General features: G+C 67.7%; 14 protein-coding genes. 4 read left to right on the forward strand and 10 right to left on the reverse strand.

All coding sequences use genetic code 11. The features are described from left to right. The first annotated feature begins 43 nt into the window (after positions 1-43). Complete coding sequence (gene rlmKL, locus VN11_RS07165) at positions 44-2182, forward strand: bifunctional 23S rRNA (guanine(2069)-N(7))-methyltransferase RlmK/23S rRNA (guanine(2445)-N(2))-methyltransferase RlmL (protein ID WP_053449252.1); 2139 nt, start codon at positions 44-46, stop codon at positions 2180-2182. Positions 2183-2337: 155 nt separating this feature from the next. Here rlmKL and VN11_RS07170 read toward each other — a convergent pair whose 3' ends face one another. The 7 genes from VN11_RS07170 to VN11_RS07200 all read right to left on the reverse strand — a co-directional run bounded on the left by VN11_RS07170 (position 2338) and on the right by VN11_RS07200 (position 10895). Continuing rightward, complete coding sequence (locus VN11_RS07170; protein ID WP_053449253.1) at positions 2338-2667, reverse strand: DUF3325 domain-containing protein; 330 nt, start codon at positions 2665-2667, stop codon at positions 2338-2340. Beyond that, positions 2664-4301, reverse strand: coding sequence for a PepSY-associated TM helix domain-containing protein (locus VN11_RS07175; protein WP_053449254.1), 1638 nt, complete (start codon positions 4299-4301; stop codon positions 2664-2666). The genes VN11_RS07170 and VN11_RS07175 overlap by 4 nt, the downstream gene beginning before the upstream one ends. Further along, the gene (locus VN11_RS07180) at positions 4298-4612 is read right to left on the reverse strand and encodes a DUF3649 domain-containing protein (RefSeq protein ID WP_049458205.1); all 315 of its coding nucleotides are present in this window, start codon (positions 4610-4612) and stop codon (positions 4298-4300) included. Before VN11_RS07180 ends, VN11_RS07175 begins: the two co-directional genes overlap by 4 nt. 107 nt (positions 4613-4719) lie before the next feature. Then, positions 4720-6921: a TonB-dependent siderophore receptor gene (locus tag VN11_RS07185; protein ID WP_053449255.1), complete on the reverse strand. Its 2202-nt coding sequence runs from the start codon at positions 6919-6921 to the stop codon at positions 4720-4722. 274 nt (positions 6922-7195) lie between these two features. Further along, entirely contained in the window at positions 7196-8482 is a 1287-nt protein-coding gene (locus VN11_RS07190) for a DUF445 domain-containing protein (protein ID WP_053449256.1), read from the reverse strand. 118 nt (positions 8483-8600) lie between these two features. Further along, the gene (locus VN11_RS07195) at positions 8601-9479 is read right to left on the reverse strand and encodes a plasmid replication/partition related protein (protein ID WP_053449257.1); all 879 of its coding nucleotides are present in this window, start codon (positions 9477-9479) and stop codon (positions 8601-8603) included. A 63-nt stretch (positions 9480-9542) separates the two neighbouring features. Next, entirely contained in the window at positions 9543-10895 is a 1353-nt protein-coding gene (locus VN11_RS07200; protein ID WP_049458209.1) for an aspartate aminotransferase family protein, read from the reverse strand. A gap of 104 nt (positions 10896-10999) precedes the next feature. On the opposite strand from VN11_RS07200, the gene VN11_RS07205 reads away from it, so the two are divergent. After that, a complete protein-coding gene (locus VN11_RS07205) occupies positions 11000-12496 on the forward strand; it encodes an aldehyde dehydrogenase (RefSeq protein ID WP_053449258.1) in 1497 nt (498 codons plus the stop codon). A gap of 63 nt (positions 12497-12559) precedes the next feature. Here VN11_RS07205 and VN11_RS07210 read toward each other — a convergent pair whose 3' ends face one another. After that, a complete protein-coding gene (locus VN11_RS07210) occupies positions 12560-13201 on the reverse strand; it encodes a hypothetical protein (protein WP_053449259.1) in 642 nt (213 codons plus the stop codon). Positions 13202-13348: 147 nt separating this feature from the next. Between VN11_RS07210 and VN11_RS07215 the strand changes: the two genes are divergently transcribed. Next, the gene (locus tag VN11_RS07215) at positions 13349-14650 is read left to right on the forward strand and encodes an MFS transporter (RefSeq protein WP_049458212.1); all 1302 of its coding nucleotides are present in this window, start codon (positions 13349-13351) and stop codon (positions 14648-14650) included. On the opposite strand, the gene VN11_RS07220 is transcribed toward VN11_RS07215, so the two are convergent. Then, positions 14631-15092: a bacteriohemerythrin gene (locus tag VN11_RS07220; protein WP_053449260.1), complete on the reverse strand. Its 462-nt coding sequence runs from the start codon at positions 15090-15092 to the stop codon at positions 14631-14633. The two genes, VN11_RS07215 and VN11_RS07220, sit on opposite strands and share 20 nt — an antisense overlap. A gap of 85 nt (positions 15093-15177) precedes the next feature. Beyond that, positions 15178-16521 (reverse strand): diguanylate cyclase, encoded by a 1344-nt coding sequence (locus VN11_RS07225; RefSeq protein WP_006429166.1) that lies wholly within the window; start codon positions 16519-16521, stop codon positions 15178-15180. Positions 16522-17011: 490 nt separating this feature from the next. On the opposite strand from VN11_RS07225, the gene VN11_RS22690 reads away from it, so the two are divergent. After that, the gene (locus tag VN11_RS22690; RefSeq protein WP_238581863.1) at positions 17012-17302 is read left to right on the forward strand and encodes a hypothetical protein; all 291 of its coding nucleotides are present in this window, start codon (positions 17012-17014) and stop codon (positions 17300-17302) included. Positions 17303-17340 lie beyond the last annotated feature (38 nt).

Here is a 17340-nt window from a genome sequence, read left to right on the forward strand (position 1 = left end):
GCCCGGCCCCTGTGCCGCGCCCGACCACCTGCGAACCGATCCCGTGAAATTCTTCGTCTCCTGCGCCAAGGGCCTGGAATACCTGCTTGCCGATGAACTGTCGGCCCTGGGCCTTGGCAAGGCCACCGCCACCATTGCCGGCGTCAACGCCGACGGCGAACTGGAGCAGGCGCTGCGGATCGTCATGTGGTCGCGCCTGGCCAGCCGCGTGCTGTGGCCGATCGACGAGTTCGAGTGCCCGGACGAGCAGGCCCTGTACGACGGCGTGCGTGCGCTGCCGTGGCACGAGCACATCAAGCCGGAAATGACCCTGGCGGTGGACGCGCACGTGTCCGGTGACAAGATCACCCATGCGCGCTTCGCGGCGCAGCGGATCAAGGACGCCATCGTCGACCGCATGCGTGACGAGGGCCTGGAACGCCCGTCGGTCAACACCGACCTGCCGGATGTGCGCGTGAACCTGTCGCTGCGCAAGGGCCGCGCCTCACTGTCGATCGATCTGGGCGGCGGCCCGCTGCACCGCCGTGGCTGGCGCGGTGCCGCCCACGAGGCGCCGCTGAAGGAAAACCTGGCCGCCGCGCTGCTGCTGCGCGCGCAGTGGCCGCGCCTGCACGCCGCCGGTGGTGGCCTGCTGGACCCGATGTGCGGCAGCGGCACGCTGCTGATCGAGGGCGCGCTGATGGCCGCCGACGTTGCCCCCGGCCTGATGCGCCACGGCAGCCTGCCGCCGAGCCGCTGGCTGGGCTTCGACAAGGCCGCCTGGAAGGCCATCCAGAGCGAGGCACGTGACCGCGAAGCGGCCGGCCTGGCAGCGTTGAAGCCGGTCATCCACGGCAGCGACATCGACCCGACCGCGATCCAGGCGGCGCGCGAGAATGCCGAAGTAGCGGGCGTCGCCCATGCGATCCGCTTCACCCGCGCCGACGTCGCCGACCTGGCCGCGCCGGAACAGGAGATCGGTGCGGTGGTCTGCAACCCGCCGTACGACGAGCGCCTGGCCGCCGATCCGGCGCTGTACCGCGCGCTGGGCAATGCCCTGCAGAAGGCCGTGCCGCAGTGGCGCGCCAGCCTGCTGTGCGGCAACGATGAACTGGCCTTCGCCACCGGCCTGCGCGCCGGCAAGAAGTACCAGATGTTCAACGGCGCGCTGGAATGCGCGCTGATCGTCTGCGACCCGATCGCCGTGCCGGGCCGCGACCCGGCGCAGCCGCGCGAGCTGAGCGAAGGTGCGCAGATGGTGGCCAACCGCCTGCGCAAGAACCTGAAGAAGTTCAAGAGCTGGCGCGCCCGCGAGGACATCACCTGCTTCCGCGCCTACGATGCCGACCTGCCGGAGTACGCGGCCGCCATCGACGTCTACGAGGAAGACGGTGGCCAGCGCCGCACGTTCCTGCACGTGCAGGAATATGCGGCACCGGCGGCGATTCCGGAAAACGACGTGCGCCGTCGCCGCAACGAGCTGCTGGCGGCCGCGCGTGAAGTATTCGGCGTGCCGCCGGAACAGGTGTCGATGAAGTCGCGCGAGCGTGGCAAGGGCGGCAGCAAGTACGGCCGCTTCGAACAGCGCGACGAGTTCATCGTGGTGCGCGAAAACAACGCGCTGCTGCAGGTGAACCTGTTCGATTACCTGGATACCGGCCTGTTCCTCGACCACCGCCCGCTGCGCCGGATGATGGCCGAGCAGGTGCGCGGCAAGCGCTTCCTCAACCTGTTCTGCTACACCGGCGTGGCCAGCGTGCAGGCAGCGGTGGCCGGTGCCGCCAGCACCACCAGCGTCGACCTGTCGGCCACCTACCTGCAGTGGTGCTACGACAACCTGGCGTTGAACGGGCAGGGCGGCAACCAGCACCTGCTGGTGCAGGCCGACGCCATGGCGTGGCTGGAAGGCGACCGCGGCCAGTACGACGTGATCTTCTGTGACCCGCCGACCTTCTCCAACTCCGCGCGCGCCGACGACTTCGACGTGCAGCGCGAGCAGCTGAAGATGCTGCGTGCGGCCGTGGCGCGCCTGGCGCCGGGCGGTGTGCTGTATTTCTCCAACAACTTCCGCCGCTTCAAGCTGGAAGAGAACGCCATCGCCGAATTCGCCCAGTGCCGCGAGATCACCGCGCGCACCATCGGGCCGGATTTCGAGCGCAACGCGCGCATCCACCGCGCGTGGGAATTGAAGCGGTTGGGGTAAGCCCGGTAGTGCCGGCCGCTGGCCGGCAACGATGTCAGACCCGCAGAGGGTTCATGGGATGCCGGCCAGCGGCCGGCACTACCCCTATCTGGCCGGTAGATCCACGCCATACGTGGATGGGCGTTCAGTAGATCCACGCCATGCGTGGAGGGTGGCTACAGCACCGCCACCAGCAGCCCGGCCGCGGGCAGCGCGATCGCCAGCGCGGCGATCCACTTCGGCCGGTACGGGTACAACCCGAACGACAACACCGCGCCGCCCAGCGTCATCGTGCCCAGCCACAGCACCGGGCCCATCGCCCAGCCATGGTCGGCCACGCACAGCGCGAACGCCACCGCCAGCAGGGCCCAGCCCAGCACCCGCCATTGCGTCCGGCGTGCCGGCGAGGCAGCCGCCTTGCCATGCAGGTCGTGCTGGTGCTTCTCCATCGCCAGCGACAGCGCCGTGAACGCAGAGAACGACAAGGCCAATGCCAGCAGCATCATGCGCTGGCCTCCGCTTCAACAGCTTCCGCAGCATCAACCGGAGCCTTGGGCGCTGCCGCCGCCGCGGCACGCTTCTTCTTCTCGGCCACAGACAGTGGTGGCGTCCAGCGCTGCATGCGCCAGCCGCACAGCGCCAGCATCGCGCCGAACGCGATCATCGACAGATCGACGCCAGCCAGCACCCAGTCACCATTGCGCAGGGTCACGCCCAGATGCGCATGCGTGGTCAGCGCGTTGACCACCGGCACCAGCGCGAACGCGGCGGCGCCCAGGTACAGTTGCCAGGCCCACATCATCCGCTTCGGCCAGATGAAGGCGGCCAGCAGTGCCGTGCCCCAGGCGTAGAAGAACACGTTGGCCTCGGCACTGGAGCGTTCGGCAATGTCCAGCGGCAGCAGGCGGTTGCCCCAGAAGTAGGCGGCGAACGCGATCGGCAGGCCGGCCACGGTGCCGATGTTCAGTGCGTCGACCAGGCGCAGGCCGAAGCCGATGCGGCCGCTCTTGGCGTGCTTGGGCCGTTCCTTCACTGCCCACAGCACCACGCCGCTGGCCACCATCAGGCAGCCGACCAGGCCGGACAGGAAGAACAGTGCGCGCAGGCCCCAGTCGGCGAAGCGGGCCAGGTGCAGGCCATACAGCACGCCACGGGTGGCGGTGGCACCACCGGAGGGCGGCGTCTCTTCCAGCAGCGTGCCGTTGATCATGTCGTAGCGCAGCGCCGGGGTGTCGGTGGACAGGCGCCTGCCGTCGCGCTGGCGGATGTCGATGACTGCATTGGCCGCGCCCGGGTTGGATACGGTGAAGCCGGCCACTTCGACGCCATGCCAGTGCGCACGCGCGCTGTCCAGCAGCTGCGCGATCGGCAGCGGCGTGGCGCGTCCCTCGGCCGGCGCGGTCACCTCCGGCATGCCGCCGAAGGCTTCGCTGAAGAACTTGTCCTCGTCCTGCGGGTAGGCCACCTTCACCCCCCACGGCAGGTACATGATCATCAGGGTGACGATGCCGGTGTAGGTGATCATCGCGTGGTAGGGCAGTGCCATCACCGCGCTGACGTTGTGGAAATCCAGCCACGACCGCAGGCCCTTGTCCTTGCGGAAGGTGAAGAAGTCCTTGAAGATTTTCTTGTGGGTGATGACGCCGGTGATGATCGCCACCAGCATGAACATCGCGCAGAAGCCGACCAGGTAGCGCGCCCACAGCACCGGGATGTAATGCAGGTCGAAGTGCAGGCGGTAGAAGAAATCTCCGCCACGCGTCTCGCGCGCCTTCAGGGCCTGGCCGGTGTTCGGGTCCAGCGTGGCATCACCAAAGCCACCGCGACGGCCACGGCTGGGATCGGCCAGCTCCGGCGGCAGCCGCCAGAACATCTGCATGGCCGGGTTGCGCGGTTGCGGCAGGGTGACGAACCAGTTCTCGGCCTGGCTGGCGTTGGCCTGCAGGTAGTCCACCGCGCGCTGCGCGGCCACGTCGATGCTGACCTTGTTGGCCGGCAGCTCCGGGCGCATCCAGCGGCTGATTTCCTCGCGGTAGTAGCTGGCGGTGCCGGCCATGAAGATCAGCAGCAGCAACCAGCCGACCAGCAGGCCGGTCCAGGTGTGCAGCCAGGCCATCGATTGGCGGAATCCGTTCTTCATGCCCAGGCCCCCAGCAGGCGCGCGACGACGGCCATCAGCAGGGTGGGGACCAGGATGCCGACCCAGGCGCGCAGCGCAGTGCGGGTGGCGAACGCCCACAACGCGGCGCAGGCGGCCACCAGGATCGCCAGCAGCATGCCGGTCAACACGGTCTGGCCGCGCGCGCCGGGCAGCGCCAGGGCGCAGAACACGCTGGTCACCGAGGCCAGCGCGTAGCCGCCGAAGATCGCGGCCAGCGAGCGTGACAGCACGCCCCAACGCGGGTTGGAGAAAAAGGTGCGGGGGCTGGCGGTTGCGGGCGAGCGGTCCACGGCATTCCTGCTGGTTTCAGTGAAAAGGGACCGGCGCACCGCAGCGCGCCGGGGGTGGCCATCCGTGGCCGGGCGCCGGTCGCAGAACCGGTGCCATCCATCGGGGGTCAGAGCTTCCAGCGCAGCGTCATCGTCACGTTGCGTGGTTCGCCCCAATACACGCCGTTGTAGAAACCGACGTTGTTGAAGTACTTCTTGTCCAGCAGGTTGTTGATGTTCAGCTGCGCGCTGAAGTTCTCGTTGAAGCGGTAGCCGCCGGCGAGGTTGACCAGGTAGAACGCGTCCTGGGTGATGTTGGCCTTGCTGCGATCGGGCTTGGTGCTGGTGCTCCAGATGCGGCTCTGCCAGGTCACGCCACCGCCCAGCCAGAAGCGGCCATCGATACCGCCGGGGCGCCAGCTGGTGTTGAGCCGGAAGGTATCCTGCGGTGCGGTGGTCCGCTGCAGTACGCCGTCCTTGTTGCGGATGACGGTGTGGGCGAAGCCGGCCGAGACGTTCCACTGCTCGCCGATGCTGCCCTGGGTTTCGATCTCCCAGCCCTTCACCTTGTTGCCCTTGCCGGTGGAGCGGTAGGCCTGGCTGCCATCGGGCAGGGAGTTCACCGGCACCGAATCATCGATCTCGGCGACGTTGTCCTGCTTGCCCTCGAACACGGCGGCGGAGGCATTGAGCAGGCCGCCGAAGAACTCGGCCTTGATGCCTGCTTCGTACATGTCGCCGACCACCGGCTCCAGATAATTGCCGTTACGGTCGCGGTAGTTCTGCGGCTTGAAGATGTCGGTGTAGCTGACATAACCGCTGAAGATCGAATTGAAGTCGTAGACCAGGCCGGCATACGGAGTGAGCATGTCGTCCGGCCGGTAGCCGGTGCGGGTAATGCTGTTGCGGTTGCCGTTGGCGTCGTAGCCATAGGTCCACTTGCGGGTTTCCCAGCTGCCATAGCGGGCGCCCACCACGGCCAGCAACGGATCGGCCAGGCGCAGGCGAGCCGCTACATAGGCGGCGCGCTGGCGCAGTTCGTCCTGTGACGACAGGCGACCAAGGCGGGTCACCGGCAGTACCGGCACCTCGCCGGTCCAGTGACGCCAGTCGGGCACCTGCGCGTAGCCCGGTGCGCTGGAATCGAACGACATGGCCTCGGACTCACCCTTGCGCACCGACTGGCCCAGGCCGAACACGAGTTCATGCTCGCGCCCGAACAGCTGGAACGGCCCGCCCACGTTGACGTCGAACACGTCCATCGTGCTGTGTTCGTTGAAGTGTGAAATGTAGGCAGTCACACCGGTACCGTCGGCGCGCGGGTAGCCGGCCGCGCCGTACCAGACGCTGCCATCGGTATCGCGCACGGCATGGCTGAGGTTGCCCTTCACCGACCAGCCGTTGCCCAGTTGCTGTTCCAGTCGCGCGAAGCTGGTCTTTTCCACGATCGGCCACGCACTCCACGAGGCCGACAGATTGGTCGAGCGCGGCAGGTTGGCCGGTGCGCCGTCGGCGCCCCAGTACGGCACCACGCCCCAGGTCACGCCGGTGGTGTGCGGCGACTGGTACTCGTAGCCCACTTCGAACAGCGTGCTGTCACTCAGGTCGGCCTGCACGATGCCGTAGAACACGTCCTTGTCCAGCGCATAGACATCACGGAACGAATCGCTCTGCTGCTTGGCCGCGACCACGCGCGCGCGGATGCGGCCGTCCCAGGCCACGGGGCCGCCGAGGTCGGCTTCCAGGCGACGGTTGCCCCAGCGGCCGAGGGTCAGGTTGGCACCCATCTGGAAAGTGTCGGTCGGCCGCTTACGGATCATGCTGATGGTGCCGGACGGATCACCCGCGCCGGTGGTCAGGCCGGTGGCGCCGCGGATCACTTCGATGCGCTCGTAGATCACGTTGTCGGTGTTGGTCTTGATCGAGCCACCGAAGGTGTTGAGCATGCCGTCGATCTGGAAGTTGTCGATGGTGTAGCCGCGCGAGACATAGTTGATGCGCTCGCTGTCGGTGACCGACACGCTGACGCCCGTCACCTGGCCCATCACGTCCGACAGCGAGAACAGACCCATGTCATCCAGGCGCTGGCGGGTAAGCACCGTCACCGACTGCGGCGTCTCGCGTAGTGACAGGTCGAGCTTGGTCGCAGTGCGCGCGCCTTTCACCGTATAGCTGCTGGGCATCTCGCCATCGGCAGTCACCTTCACCGTATCCAGCGTGCGCGCGGAAGGATCGGCAGTGCCGTCGGCGTGGGCCAGCGGGGCGATCATCAATGCAGTCACGGCCAGGGCCAACACGGTGGGACGGGGGGAGTTCAGCGGCATTGCCATTGGTGCGGTTCCATGCAGGACGAATCAGGCGATGGAATACGCAGGTACAGTCGCCATGCGCTCCGCGCACGTCGCCCAGCGAGCCCCATCGACGGTGCGCCACCCGCGCAGTGCGGGTGACCCGGTAGTCGGGGGATGTACACGGGCGAAGGGGCGGGTGGGTACGTGCGTCCGTGCCCCGCTTGGCTAAGCGTACAACCGATTAGCAAATGATAGGCATTCGCATTTCGTTAATCAAGCGTGACGACTGCTGCCGGTGGATCGAGGCGCGCGTTCAGAACCGGAAGATCACCGTCGCCGCATGCAGCAGCAGGCCGATCAGCCCGCCGACCAGGGTGCCGTTGAAGCGGATGAACTGCAGGTCGCGGCCTACGCTCAGTTCCAGCTGCTCGACCAGATGCCGCTCATCCCAGCTCTTCACGGTCTGTGCGATATGCGTGGTCACGCCCTCGCGCAGGCGCCCGGTCAGGCGCTGCGCGCCTTCAAGCAGGTGCTGGTTCAGTGCCTCGCGCAGGGCGGGGTCGGCCTGCAGGCTGCTGCCCAGCGAGGCCAGGCTGCGCTGCAGGTGGCCGACCAGTGCGGAGTCGTCGCGCTGCAGGTCGGCACGCAGGCTGGCATGGATGCGCGCCCACAGCCCCTGCACGTACTCCTGCAGGGCAGGGTGGTCGATCATTTCCTGCTTGAGCTGTTCGATGCGCTCGGCCAGCGCCGGATCCTCGCGCAGGCGCTGCACATAATTCTGCAACCAGCTCTCGTAGTCCTGGCGCAGCGGATGCTGCGGCTCGGCCAGCACCTGCTGCAGTTCTTCCAGCACCGCACGCGCCAGGCGCTCGGCCAGGCTGTCGCCGATCTCGTCGATCGGCTTGACCCAGTTCACCGTGCTCGACAGCGTCGGCCATTCGCGCTGGATGTAGCGCACGATCAGCTGCGAGGCGCGCTCCTTCACTTCCGCCTGCTCCAGCCAGCGCCCCAGCCGCTGCAGGCCCTCGTCCAGCACGCGCTGGTGGCGGCCATCGGCGGTCAGCAGGGCCAGCAGCTCGCCGGCGGTGGCGGCGGCATTCCACTGCCGCAGCTGCTGCACCACGAAACCGTGCAGCTGCCGGCGCACGGCAGCCTCGTCGAAGAAATCCAGTGCCTGCAACGCCCAGCCGCGCGCCATGTCGGCCAGCATCCGCGAACGCGCCGGATCGGCCAGCCAGCTGCCCAGGCGGCTGGCCGGATCGAACACCTGCAGCTTGGCCAACAGCACGCCCGGTTCCAGGAACTGGTCGCGCACGAACAGCGCCAGGCTGTCACCGATGCGTTCCTTGCTGCGCGGGATGATCGCGGTGTGCGGAATGGGCAGTCCCATCGGCCGCCGGAACAGCGCGACGACGGCGAACCAGTCGGCCAGCGCACCCACGGCGGCGGCCTCGCAGAACGCCGAGACCCAGGCCCAGATGCCACGTTCGCCCTGCCAGTGGCTGACGGCGAATCCGGCCAGCATCAACAGCAGCAGGCCCAGTGCGAGGGCTTTCAGGCGCCGCAGCTGTGCGCGGCGCGGATCGTTGGCAGGCGTCATGCCCGAAGTCTATCCGGCCCTGCATGAGCATCGGGTAGTGCCGGCCGCTGGCCGGCATCCGCAACGCACCCGGAACGTTCATGGGGTTGCCGGCCAGCGGCCGGCACTAGCCGCTGGTTCAGAGCGCTTCGAGTTGCTTGCGCAGCGCGGCCAGCTGCGCGCGCAGGGTGTCGTTCTCGCGGGTCAGCGCGACGACGCGGCGACGCAGCGCCGGTGCGTCCTCGCCCAGCTGCTCCAGTGCCGACAGCACGTCGGCGTCGCGGCTGGCGATCGCGTCCTCATCCGGCTCCTCGAAGTCCATCTCGGCCGCGTCCGGCTTCGGTGCCCGCGGCTTGCGCTTGGACTCGCGCACGCGCTTGGCGGCCTGCTTCAGTTCGTCCTTGCCACCGGCGGCGGCGGCGCGCTGCTCGTCTTCCGGCAGGTCGGCCACGGCTGCGGCGGCGCTGATCGAGATCACGCCGGCCTTCACTGCTTCGACCACCTCGGCGGCGGCCTGGGCATGGATGCGCTCGATCATGCCGACCTGGCTGGTGCTCAGCTTGGCTTCGCGGGCCAGCTCGGCGCGGCTGATCTTCGGCGCCGGTTCCCACGGCGGGCTGTCTTCGCCGGCGTCCTCGACGATCTCGGCGCTGCCGTCGCTCTCGCGCTGCAGCTGCGCCTGCTCGACCTGCTTGCGGGCAGCCAGGATGTCGCGCTTGCGCAGCGCCAGCACGCCGCGCTGGAAGTCCGAAACGCTGCGGCGGCCCAGGTGCTGCTCGATCATCCACAGGTGCACGTCTTCCATGCTCTGGAAGCGGGTGTTCTGCACGGTGTTGAACGGCAGGCCGTGCTTCTGGCAGATGCCGAAGCGGTTGTGGCCGTCGACCAGCACATCGCCCCACAGCACCAGCGCATCGCGGCAGCCTTCGGCCAGGATGCTGCGCTCCAGCGCGTCATGTTCGTCCGCAGTCAGCGGGTCGATGTAGGCCTTGAGTTCTTCTTTGACGACGATATCCATGGGCACGGCAGCGAGCAGGAGCGGAACCGCCCATTGTACCTGCTCGCCACCGCCGGTCCGGACTCAGGCGGTGGCCCGGATCATCTCGCCGAGGATGCCTGTGATCTGGTCGATCTGCGGCTTGTCCACGATCAATGGCGGCGACAGCGCGATGATGTCGCCGGTACAGCGCACCAGCAGCCGGCCGTCGTGGAAGCAGCGGCGGAACACCTCGTAGCCGCGGCTGCCGGGGGTGTCGCGGCGTGGCGCCAGCTCCACCGCACCGACCAGCCCGAAGTTGCGGATATCGATCACGTTGGGCAGCCCCTGCAGGGCGTGCAACCGCTCCTGCCAGTATTCACCCAGCTCGATGGCGCGCTCGAACAGGCGCTCCTCGGCATAGACCTCCAGCGTGGCCAGCGCCGCTGCGCAGGCCAGCGGATGGCCCGAATAGGTGTAGCCGTGGAACAGCTCGATCGCCTGCGGGGGCGCCTGCATCAACGCGGCATGCACCGCATCGCTGGCCAGCACGCCGCCCAGCGGCACCGCACCGTTGCTGACCGCCTTGGCGAAGGTCAGCAGGTCCGGGGTGACCCCGAAACGCTGCGCGGCAAAGGGCATGCCGACCCGGCCGAAGCCGGTGATCACTTCATCGAACACCAGCAGGATGCCGTGGTGGTCGCACAGCTCGCGCAGCCGCTGCAGGTAACCCGGTGCGGGCAGGATCACCCCGGCCGAACCGGCGATGGGTTCAACGAACACCGCGGCAATGGTCGAGGCATCGTGCAGCGCAATCAGCCGTTCCAGGTCATCGGCCAGCTCCGCGCCCTGGCGTGGCAGGCCCTTGCTGAACGCATTGCGCTGCAGGTCCAGGGTGTGGCGCAGGTAGTCCACGCCGCCCAGCTGCAGGCCGAATGCCCTGCGGTTGTTGGGCAGGCCGCCCAGAGCCATGCCGCCGAAGCCGACCCCGTGGTAGGCCTTCTCGCGGCTGATGAAGCGGGTGCGCTGGCCCTCGCCGCGCTGGCGGTGGTAGGCCAGCGCGATCTTCATCGCGGTGTCCACCGCCTCGGACCCGGAGCTGGTGAAGAACACATGGTTGAGCGCGGCCGGCGCCAGTGCGGCCAGCCGCTGCGCCAGTGCGAAGGCCGGCGGCGAGCCCATCTGGAAGGCCGGTGAATAGTCGAGCGTGCGGGCCTGCTCGACGATGGCCTCGACGATGCGTGGCCGCGCGTGGCCGGCGTTGCAGCACCACAGGCCGGCGGTGCCGTCGAGGATCGGGCGGCCATCGACATCTTCGTAGTGCATGCCCTCGGCGCGTACCAGTACACGCGGCGCCGCCTTGTACTGGCGATTGGCGGTGAATGGCATCCAGTACGCGTCCAGGGACTCGGGGCGCTGGGTGGCCAGGTCGTGCAGGTCGCTTTCGGGACGCTTCATGCCAGCTCCATCGGGTGCGATGCGACGAATGTAGCGCAGCTGCGTCACGGCGAAGTCGCGGCGGCCCCGGTATAAGCAAGGCTGGTTGATTGCAGGAGTGTCCCATGGCCGATTTCCCCGACCGCAGCCACTGGCAGGCGCTGGCACTCCAGCTGTCGATACCCGGCCAGGCCTTCATCGACGGCCGCCAGGTCGACGCTGCCAGCGGCGCCCGCTTCGACTGCATCAGCCCGATCGACGGTCGCGTGCTGGGTGCGGTCGCCGACTGCGATGCGCAGGACGTGGAGCGTGCCGTGCTGGCGGCCCGCCGCTCCTTCGATGCGGGCCACTGGTCGCAGGCCAGCCCGGCGCATCGCAAGCGCGTGCTGCTGGCGCTGGCCGCGCTGGTGGAAAAACACGCCGACGAGCTGGCCCTGCTGGAAACCCTGGACATGGGCAAGCCGGTGCGCGACGCGCGGCGCATCGACCTGCCCGGCGTGGTGCGCTGCCTGAGCTGGACCGCCGAAGCGGTGGACAAGCTGTACGGGGAGATCGCGCCCACCGGCCCGCACGAACTGGGGCTGGTCACGCGCGAGGCCGCCGGCGTGGCGGCGGCCATCGTGCCGTGGAATTTCCCGTTGCTGATGGCCTGCTGGAAGATCGCGCCGGCGCTGGCGATGGGCAACTCGGTGGTGCTCAAGCCTTCCGAGCGGTCGCCATTGTCGGCGCTGCGGCTGGCGGCACTGGCCGCCGAAGCGGGCCTGCCGGACGGGGTTCTGAACGTGTTGCCCGGCCATGGAGCGTGCGTCGGCGAACCGCTGGCCCTGCACATGGACGTGGACGTGCTGGCCTTCACCGGCTCCACCGCCACAGGCGCGAAGCTGCTGGAATACTCTGGCCGATCCAACCTCAAGCGGGTCTGGCTGGAATGCGGCGGCAAGAGCCCGCACGTGGTGTTCGCCGACGCCCCGGACCTCGATGCGGCGGCCAAGGGCGTGGCGCAGGGCATCTTCTTCAACCAGGGGGAAGTCTGCACCGCCGGTTCGCGGCTGCTGGTGCAACGCTCGATCTGCGAGGATTTCGTCCACCAGGTGGTGGCCTATGGCCAGCACATGCAGCCGCGCCACCCGCTGGAAGCCGACGCACCGATGGGTGCGCTGGTCGATGCCGCGCATCTGGACAAGGTGATGGGCGATATCGCGCGTGCCGAAGGCGAGGGCGCCCGATTGCTGCTGGGCGGTCATCGCGCCGGGGTGGAAGCGGGCGGCTGCTATGTGCAGCCCACCGTGTTCGACCAGGTACGGCCCGAGCAGGCCCTGGCACGCGAGGAAGTATTCGGGCCGGTGCTGGCCGTGCTCGGCTTCGATGACGAAGCCGAAGCCGTGCGCCTGGCCAACGACAGCCGCTATGGATTGGCTGCCGGCCTGTGGACACGTGATCTTGGTCGCGCGCATCGCGTTGCACGCCAGCTGCGCGCCGGCAGCGTGTGGGTGAATGGCTGGGATGGCGGCGACATGACCGCCCCCTTCGGTGGCTACAAGCAGTCAGGCAATGGCCGCGACAAATCCTTGCACGCGTTCGACAAGTACAGCGAGATCAAGGCCACCTGGATCCAGTTGTAGCATCGGAGTTGCCCGCGCTTCTGTAGAGTCGAGCTTGCTCGACTGCCGTTCGCGGAATGCAGATTACCGGCAACGTGCACTCACCTGCAGGACCGCAGCACGCAGCAGGTCGCGATCGGCCTCTTCAACCGCATTCTGGAAATAGTCCATATCCTGCCTCCCCAGCTCGCAAGGGTCGACGATGTAGCCCGGCGGCCACAGCCCCAGCAGCTGCGCCACGCCGTGCACGATCTGCTCCGGGGTCATCTGCCGGCGGATGCGGAAATGGTTGCGGCGCGGTGCGAACGCAGCATGCACCTCGCGGCGACCGATCAGGCGTGGCGCCACCCCCGCCGCGCTGATGCCATCGCCACCGTCGATGCTGCCCGCAGGCAGGCCCAGGATCAGCGGCGCCTCTGCCGCCGGAGCCTCTTCGGCCGGCAGTACGGTCTCTGCCTGCGCGATCGGGGCAGGGTGGGACTTCACCGATGCAGCCCGGCGCGTCATCGGTAGGGAGGGCAACGCCGGAAGTGACGGCGCCGGCGCCGGCAGCTCCGGCGGCAGCCAGCGCAACGAGATCCGTGCGCCATCGTCAGCGCGCAGCACGATCCGGCCACTGCCCCACAACCACAGCGCCATCAGGCCATGCACCAGCAGCACCACCAGCCACGCCGCCATCCGCGGCAGCTTCGGGGAATCGGACCACGACAACGCGACTGCAGCCATCGGCAAGGCATCCATGCAGGGACCGGTGGCGCAGCCTAGCGGGCGGCCCGAAAAATTTCGTTGGCATCGGTGTCGGCTGAAACCATCGTCCCGTGCGGCCACCGGCCCGTGGCAGAATCGGGCGATCCACCGTTACCCGTGTTGCCGATGTCGACGACCCGCGCTGCCGCACCGCCCGTGAATTCCCCCCGCCGTGTCCTGCTGGCCAGCCTGATCGGCACCACCATCGAGTTCTTCGACTTCTACATCTACGCCACGGCCGCGGTGCTGGTGTTCCCGCACCTGTTCTTCCCAGACAGCAGCGAACAGGCGGCACTGCTGCAGTCGTTGGCGACCTTCGCGGTGGCGTTCATCGCCCGGCCGGTGGGCTCGGCGGTGTTCGGCCACTTCGGTGACCGCATCGGCCGCAAGGCCACCCTGGTGGCCGCACTGCTGACCATGGGCCTGTCCACGGTACTGATCGGCCTGCTGCCGACCCATGCGCAGATCGGCCTGTGGGCACCTGCACTGCTGGCGCTGTGCCGGTTCGGCCAGGGTCTGGGCCTGGGCGGCGAGTGGGGCGGGGCGGTGCTGCTGGCCACCGAGAACGCGCCGCCGGGCAAGCGCGCCTGGTACGGCATGTTCCCGCAGCTGGGTGCGCCGCTTGGCTTCCTGCTGTCAGCCGGCATCTTCCTGGTGCTGGGCCGCTGCCTGAGCCAGGACGACTTCCTGCAGTGGGGCTGGCGCATTCCGTTCGTGGCCAGCGCGCTGCTGGTCGGCCTTGGCCTGTGGGTGCGCCTGAACATCCACGAGACCCCCGACTTCAAGAAGGCGCTGGAACGCAAGGCGCCGGTGCGGCTGCCGATGCTGACGGTGCTGCGAGACCACCCGGTGCCGATGCTGCTGGGCACGTTGGGGGCGTTCGCCACCTTCGTGCTGTTCTACCTGATGACAGTGTTCAGCCTCGGCCATGGCACCGCGGTGCTGGGCTACAGCCGCGAGCAGTTCCTGCTGATGCAGATGGCCGGCATGTTGTTCTTCGCACTGGGCATCCCGCTGTCGGCACGCTATGGCGACCGCTGGGGCACGCGCCGCACGATGATCGTGGCAAGCGTGCTGATCGTCGGATTCGGCGTGCTGTTCGCACCGCTGTTCCAGCCGCACAGCCCGTGGCTGGTCACCGGCTTCCTGTGCCTGGGCCTGTTCCTGATGGGCCTGACCTACGGGCCGTGCGGCACCTTCCTGGCCGAGATCTACCCGGTGGAGGTGCGCTATACCGGCGCGTCGCTGTCATTCAACCTGGCCGGCATTCTGGGGGCGGCCCCGGCGCCGTACCTGGCCACGTGGTTGGCCGAACACTTCGGCCTGGTCGCGGTGGGTTACTACCTGTGCCTGACTGCGGTGGCCACCCTGTGCGCGCTGGTGGCACTGCACCGGCGCGCACTGCGGCTCAACCAAAGAAGCGCTTGAGCGTGCGTCCCAGCCAGCCGCCGCCCTGGTGCTCGCGGGCGAACTGGTTCAGGTGCGCCTTGACCTGCTCGGCGTAGGCCTGGTCATCGCCACGGATGTGGTTGAACAGCCAGCGCGAGAGCATGGTGCGCAGCTCGTCGCTGATGTCCTCGCCGGCCTGGAAGCGCAGCCGGTACTCGGCCACGCGCTTGATGAAGACCTCATGCACACGCTTGTGCGCGGCACAGAACGGATAACCCGCCTCCTCCATCAGCTCTTCCTCGAACGCGAAGTGCGACATGGTGTAGTCGACCACTTCATCGATCACTTCGCCCACCGCCGCACGCTGCATGCTGGCCTGGGCCACGTGCAGGTGGTTGAGCATCTCGATGATGCGGCGGTGTTGCTGATCGATCACCTCGATGCCGATGTTCAGATCGTCCTGCCAGACCAGTAGTGCCATCCCCGGCTCCCCTTCATGCGTATGTCGGGGCCGACTGTAGAACCGCGGCGCGCGGGCGGCGTTGATCTGGATCAAGGCGTGCCGGTCAGGGCAGGGCGGGCTCGCGTGGGCGCAGCGGACTGGCCATGGTGGTACAGCTGACCCGGTTGCGGCCGCCGGCCTTGGCCAGGTACAGCTGGCGGTCGGCCTCGGAGATCAGCCGGTGCAGCGCATCACGCTGCGGGCGCAGGCAGCACAGGCCGATGCTGACGGTCATGCGCAGGGTGGCCGAGCCGATGTCCACTTCCAGCGCGGCGATGCGCTGGCGCAGTTCCTCGAAGTACAGCAGCGCCTCGTCCTGTTCCATGTCCGGCACCAGCAGGCAGAACTCCTCGCCACCGAAGCGCGCGATCAGGTCCTGGCTGCGCGCGTGCGCGGCCACCGCGCCGGCTACCGCGCGCAGCGCATCGTCGCCGGCTTCGTGGCCGTAGGTGTCGTTGATGTGCTTGAAGTGGTCGATGTCGATCATCGCCACCGCCACGCATTGGCCGTGCAGCTGCAGCTGCGGCAGCTGGCGCTGGCTCTGCTCAAGGAAACAACGGCGGTTGGGCAGGCCGGTGAGGAAATCGCGGGTGGCCAGGTCCTGCAGGGTGCCGATCAGTTCCAGCTGGTCCACGTTCTGCGAGACCCGGCAGAAGAACTCCTCGCGCGAGAAGGGCTTGCGCAGGAAGTCGTTGGCGCCGTTCTTCAGGAAGCGTGGGATCAGTGACGCATCGGTATTGCCGGAGATGCCGATCACCGCCACCTTGTCGCGCGAACGCAGGGTGCGCAGGCGGCGGGTGAATTCCACACCCTGCATGCCGGGCATCTCCTGGTCGACCACCGCCAGGCGGATCGCCGGATGCGCCTCGATCGCGGCCAGGCCTTCGTTGCCGTCGGCGGCCTCGTGCACCTCATGCCCATACATGCGCAGCAGGGCGGCGGCGTAGCCGCGCGCGGAGGGCGAATCGTCCACCACCAGCGCCGCGATGCGACGGTTGCGCTCCAGCCGCTGCACCAGCCAGACCAGGTAATCGATGCTGCCGGGGGTGTTCTTCAGCACGTAGTCGATGATCTGCTGCTGCAGCACGCGCTTGCGCAGGTCTTCATCGTAGACGCTGCTGACCACCACGGTCGGCAGGCCGCGCTTGAGGAAGAACTCGACCACCGCATCGCGGTCGCCGTCGGCCAGCACCAGCCCGGTCAGCACCAGGAACCAGCCCCCATCCTCGCTCAGCAGGCGGTCGGCCTCGGCCAGGGTGGAGGCGATCACCACCGGCAGTTCCAGGCGTTGCTCGATGGCCTCGCGCAGCATGCCAGTGAAAGCACGGGAGTTTTCGACCAGCAGGATCCGCTGTGGCAGCGGATCGGCCAGGTCGCCATCGACGGCGGCCTGCGGCAGCACGGGCATGATGCGGTGGCTCACGAGGGAGGGCTCGGCACGGATAGCGGCAGTTTCGGGTGCAACTTTAGCCGGAGCCCTCGGTTGTGGACATATCTGCCCTGCCTGGTTCGGGTCAGTTCGCCGGGAATCTCTAGGACAACAGGGTGAGATTCGAACGCACTCCCTTCATGGCGCTCACGGTGCGGCATGGTTATGCTGGGTCGCGCCACCCCTACTGGTGCATTGGACACGGCTGCGTCGAACGAAGGAACCCTTCAAGCGAGGTCGAGCGCCATCCAGTCGTGGGGTGGCGAAACGGAATTGCCTGGAGCTGTCTTTCCAACCATCCATGGGGGTGAGCGTGAGATTTTCTGAACTGCGAGTGTTGCTTCCTGCCGCTGTCCTGCTTTCTGTGTCTGCTTTCAGCGCATCAGCGTGTTGCCCCAGTGGCGACAACGGAATCCATATGGCTCGGAGCGGTCTGGGAGAATCTCTGCCAGCAGCCACGAATCTGAGTTTGAACCCAAACTGGCTTGTCTATGGGTTCGAGCGTGATGGGATCAGTTACTACCAAGTGAATGATCTCTCGGGTCAGGTCGTGCTGATCGTGGGAAATGTCGACGCCACGTTCTGGACGCTGCCGGCTGGCAAGAGTGCGGCTAAGGTGTCTTTGCCCTCGCATCGACTGAGTTTGCCCGAGAAGGTTGTCCGGCGCGTGGTGTTCCAGAGTGCTCAGTTCTCGTTGGTTGTCTATGGAGAAGGTGCAAGCGCTGTATGGGTCGTCGAGTCCATGGATACCGCTGGCTGAGGACACTCTCGTTGGCGCCACGATTGCGCATATCGACG

Source organism: Stenotrophomonas maltophilia (genome assembly GCF_001274595.1).
Classification (GTDB): Bacteria; Pseudomonadota; Gammaproteobacteria; order Xanthomonadales; family Xanthomonadaceae; genus Stenotrophomonas; species Stenotrophomonas forensis.

What these genes read in the sequence shown, in the direction of transcription:
- VN11_RS07195 (WP_053449257.1), bottom strand. Translation starts at nt 9,479, where the DNA reads ATGGATATCGTCGTCAAAGAAGAACTCAAGGCCTACATCGACCCGCTG.
- VN11_RS07185 (WP_053449255.1), bottom strand. Translation starts at nt 6,921, where the DNA reads ATGGCAATGCCGCTGAACTCCCCCCGTCCCACCGTGTTGGCCCTGGCC.
- VN11_RS07205 (WP_053449258.1), top strand. Translation starts at nt 11,000, where the DNA reads ATGGCCGATTTCCCCGACCGCAGCCACTGGCAGGCGCTGGCACTCCAG.
- VN11_RS07225 (WP_006429166.1), bottom strand. Translation starts at nt 16,521, where the DNA reads ATGCCCGTGCTGCCGCAGGCCGCCGTCGATGGCGACCTGGCCGATCCG.
- VN11_RS07210 (WP_053449259.1), bottom strand. Translation starts at nt 13,201, where the DNA reads ATGGCTGCAGTCGCGTTGTCGTGGTCCGATTCCCCGAAGCTGCCGCGG.
- VN11_RS07175 (WP_053449254.1), bottom strand. Translation starts at nt 4,301, where the DNA reads ATGAAGAACGGATTCCGCCAATCGATGGCCTGGCTGCACACCTGGACC.
- VN11_RS07190 (WP_053449256.1), bottom strand. Translation starts at nt 8,482, where the DNA reads ATGACGCCTGCCAACGATCCGCGCCGCGCACAGCTGCGGCGCCTGAAA.
- VN11_RS07220 (WP_053449260.1), bottom strand. Translation starts at nt 15,092, where the DNA reads ATGGCACTACTGGTCTGGCAGGACGATCTGAACATCGGCATCGAGGTG.
- VN11_RS07170 (WP_053449253.1), bottom strand. Translation starts at nt 2,667, where the DNA reads ATGATGCTGCTGGCATTGGCCTTGTCGTTCTCTGCGTTCACGGCGCTG.
- VN11_RS07215 (WP_049458212.1), top strand. Translation starts at nt 13,349, where the DNA reads ATGTCGACGACCCGCGCTGCCGCACCGCCCGTGAATTCCCCCCGCCGT.
- VN11_RS07200 (WP_049458209.1), bottom strand. Translation starts at nt 10,895, where the DNA reads ATGAAGCGTCCCGAAAGCGACCTGCACGACCTGGCCACCCAGCGCCCC.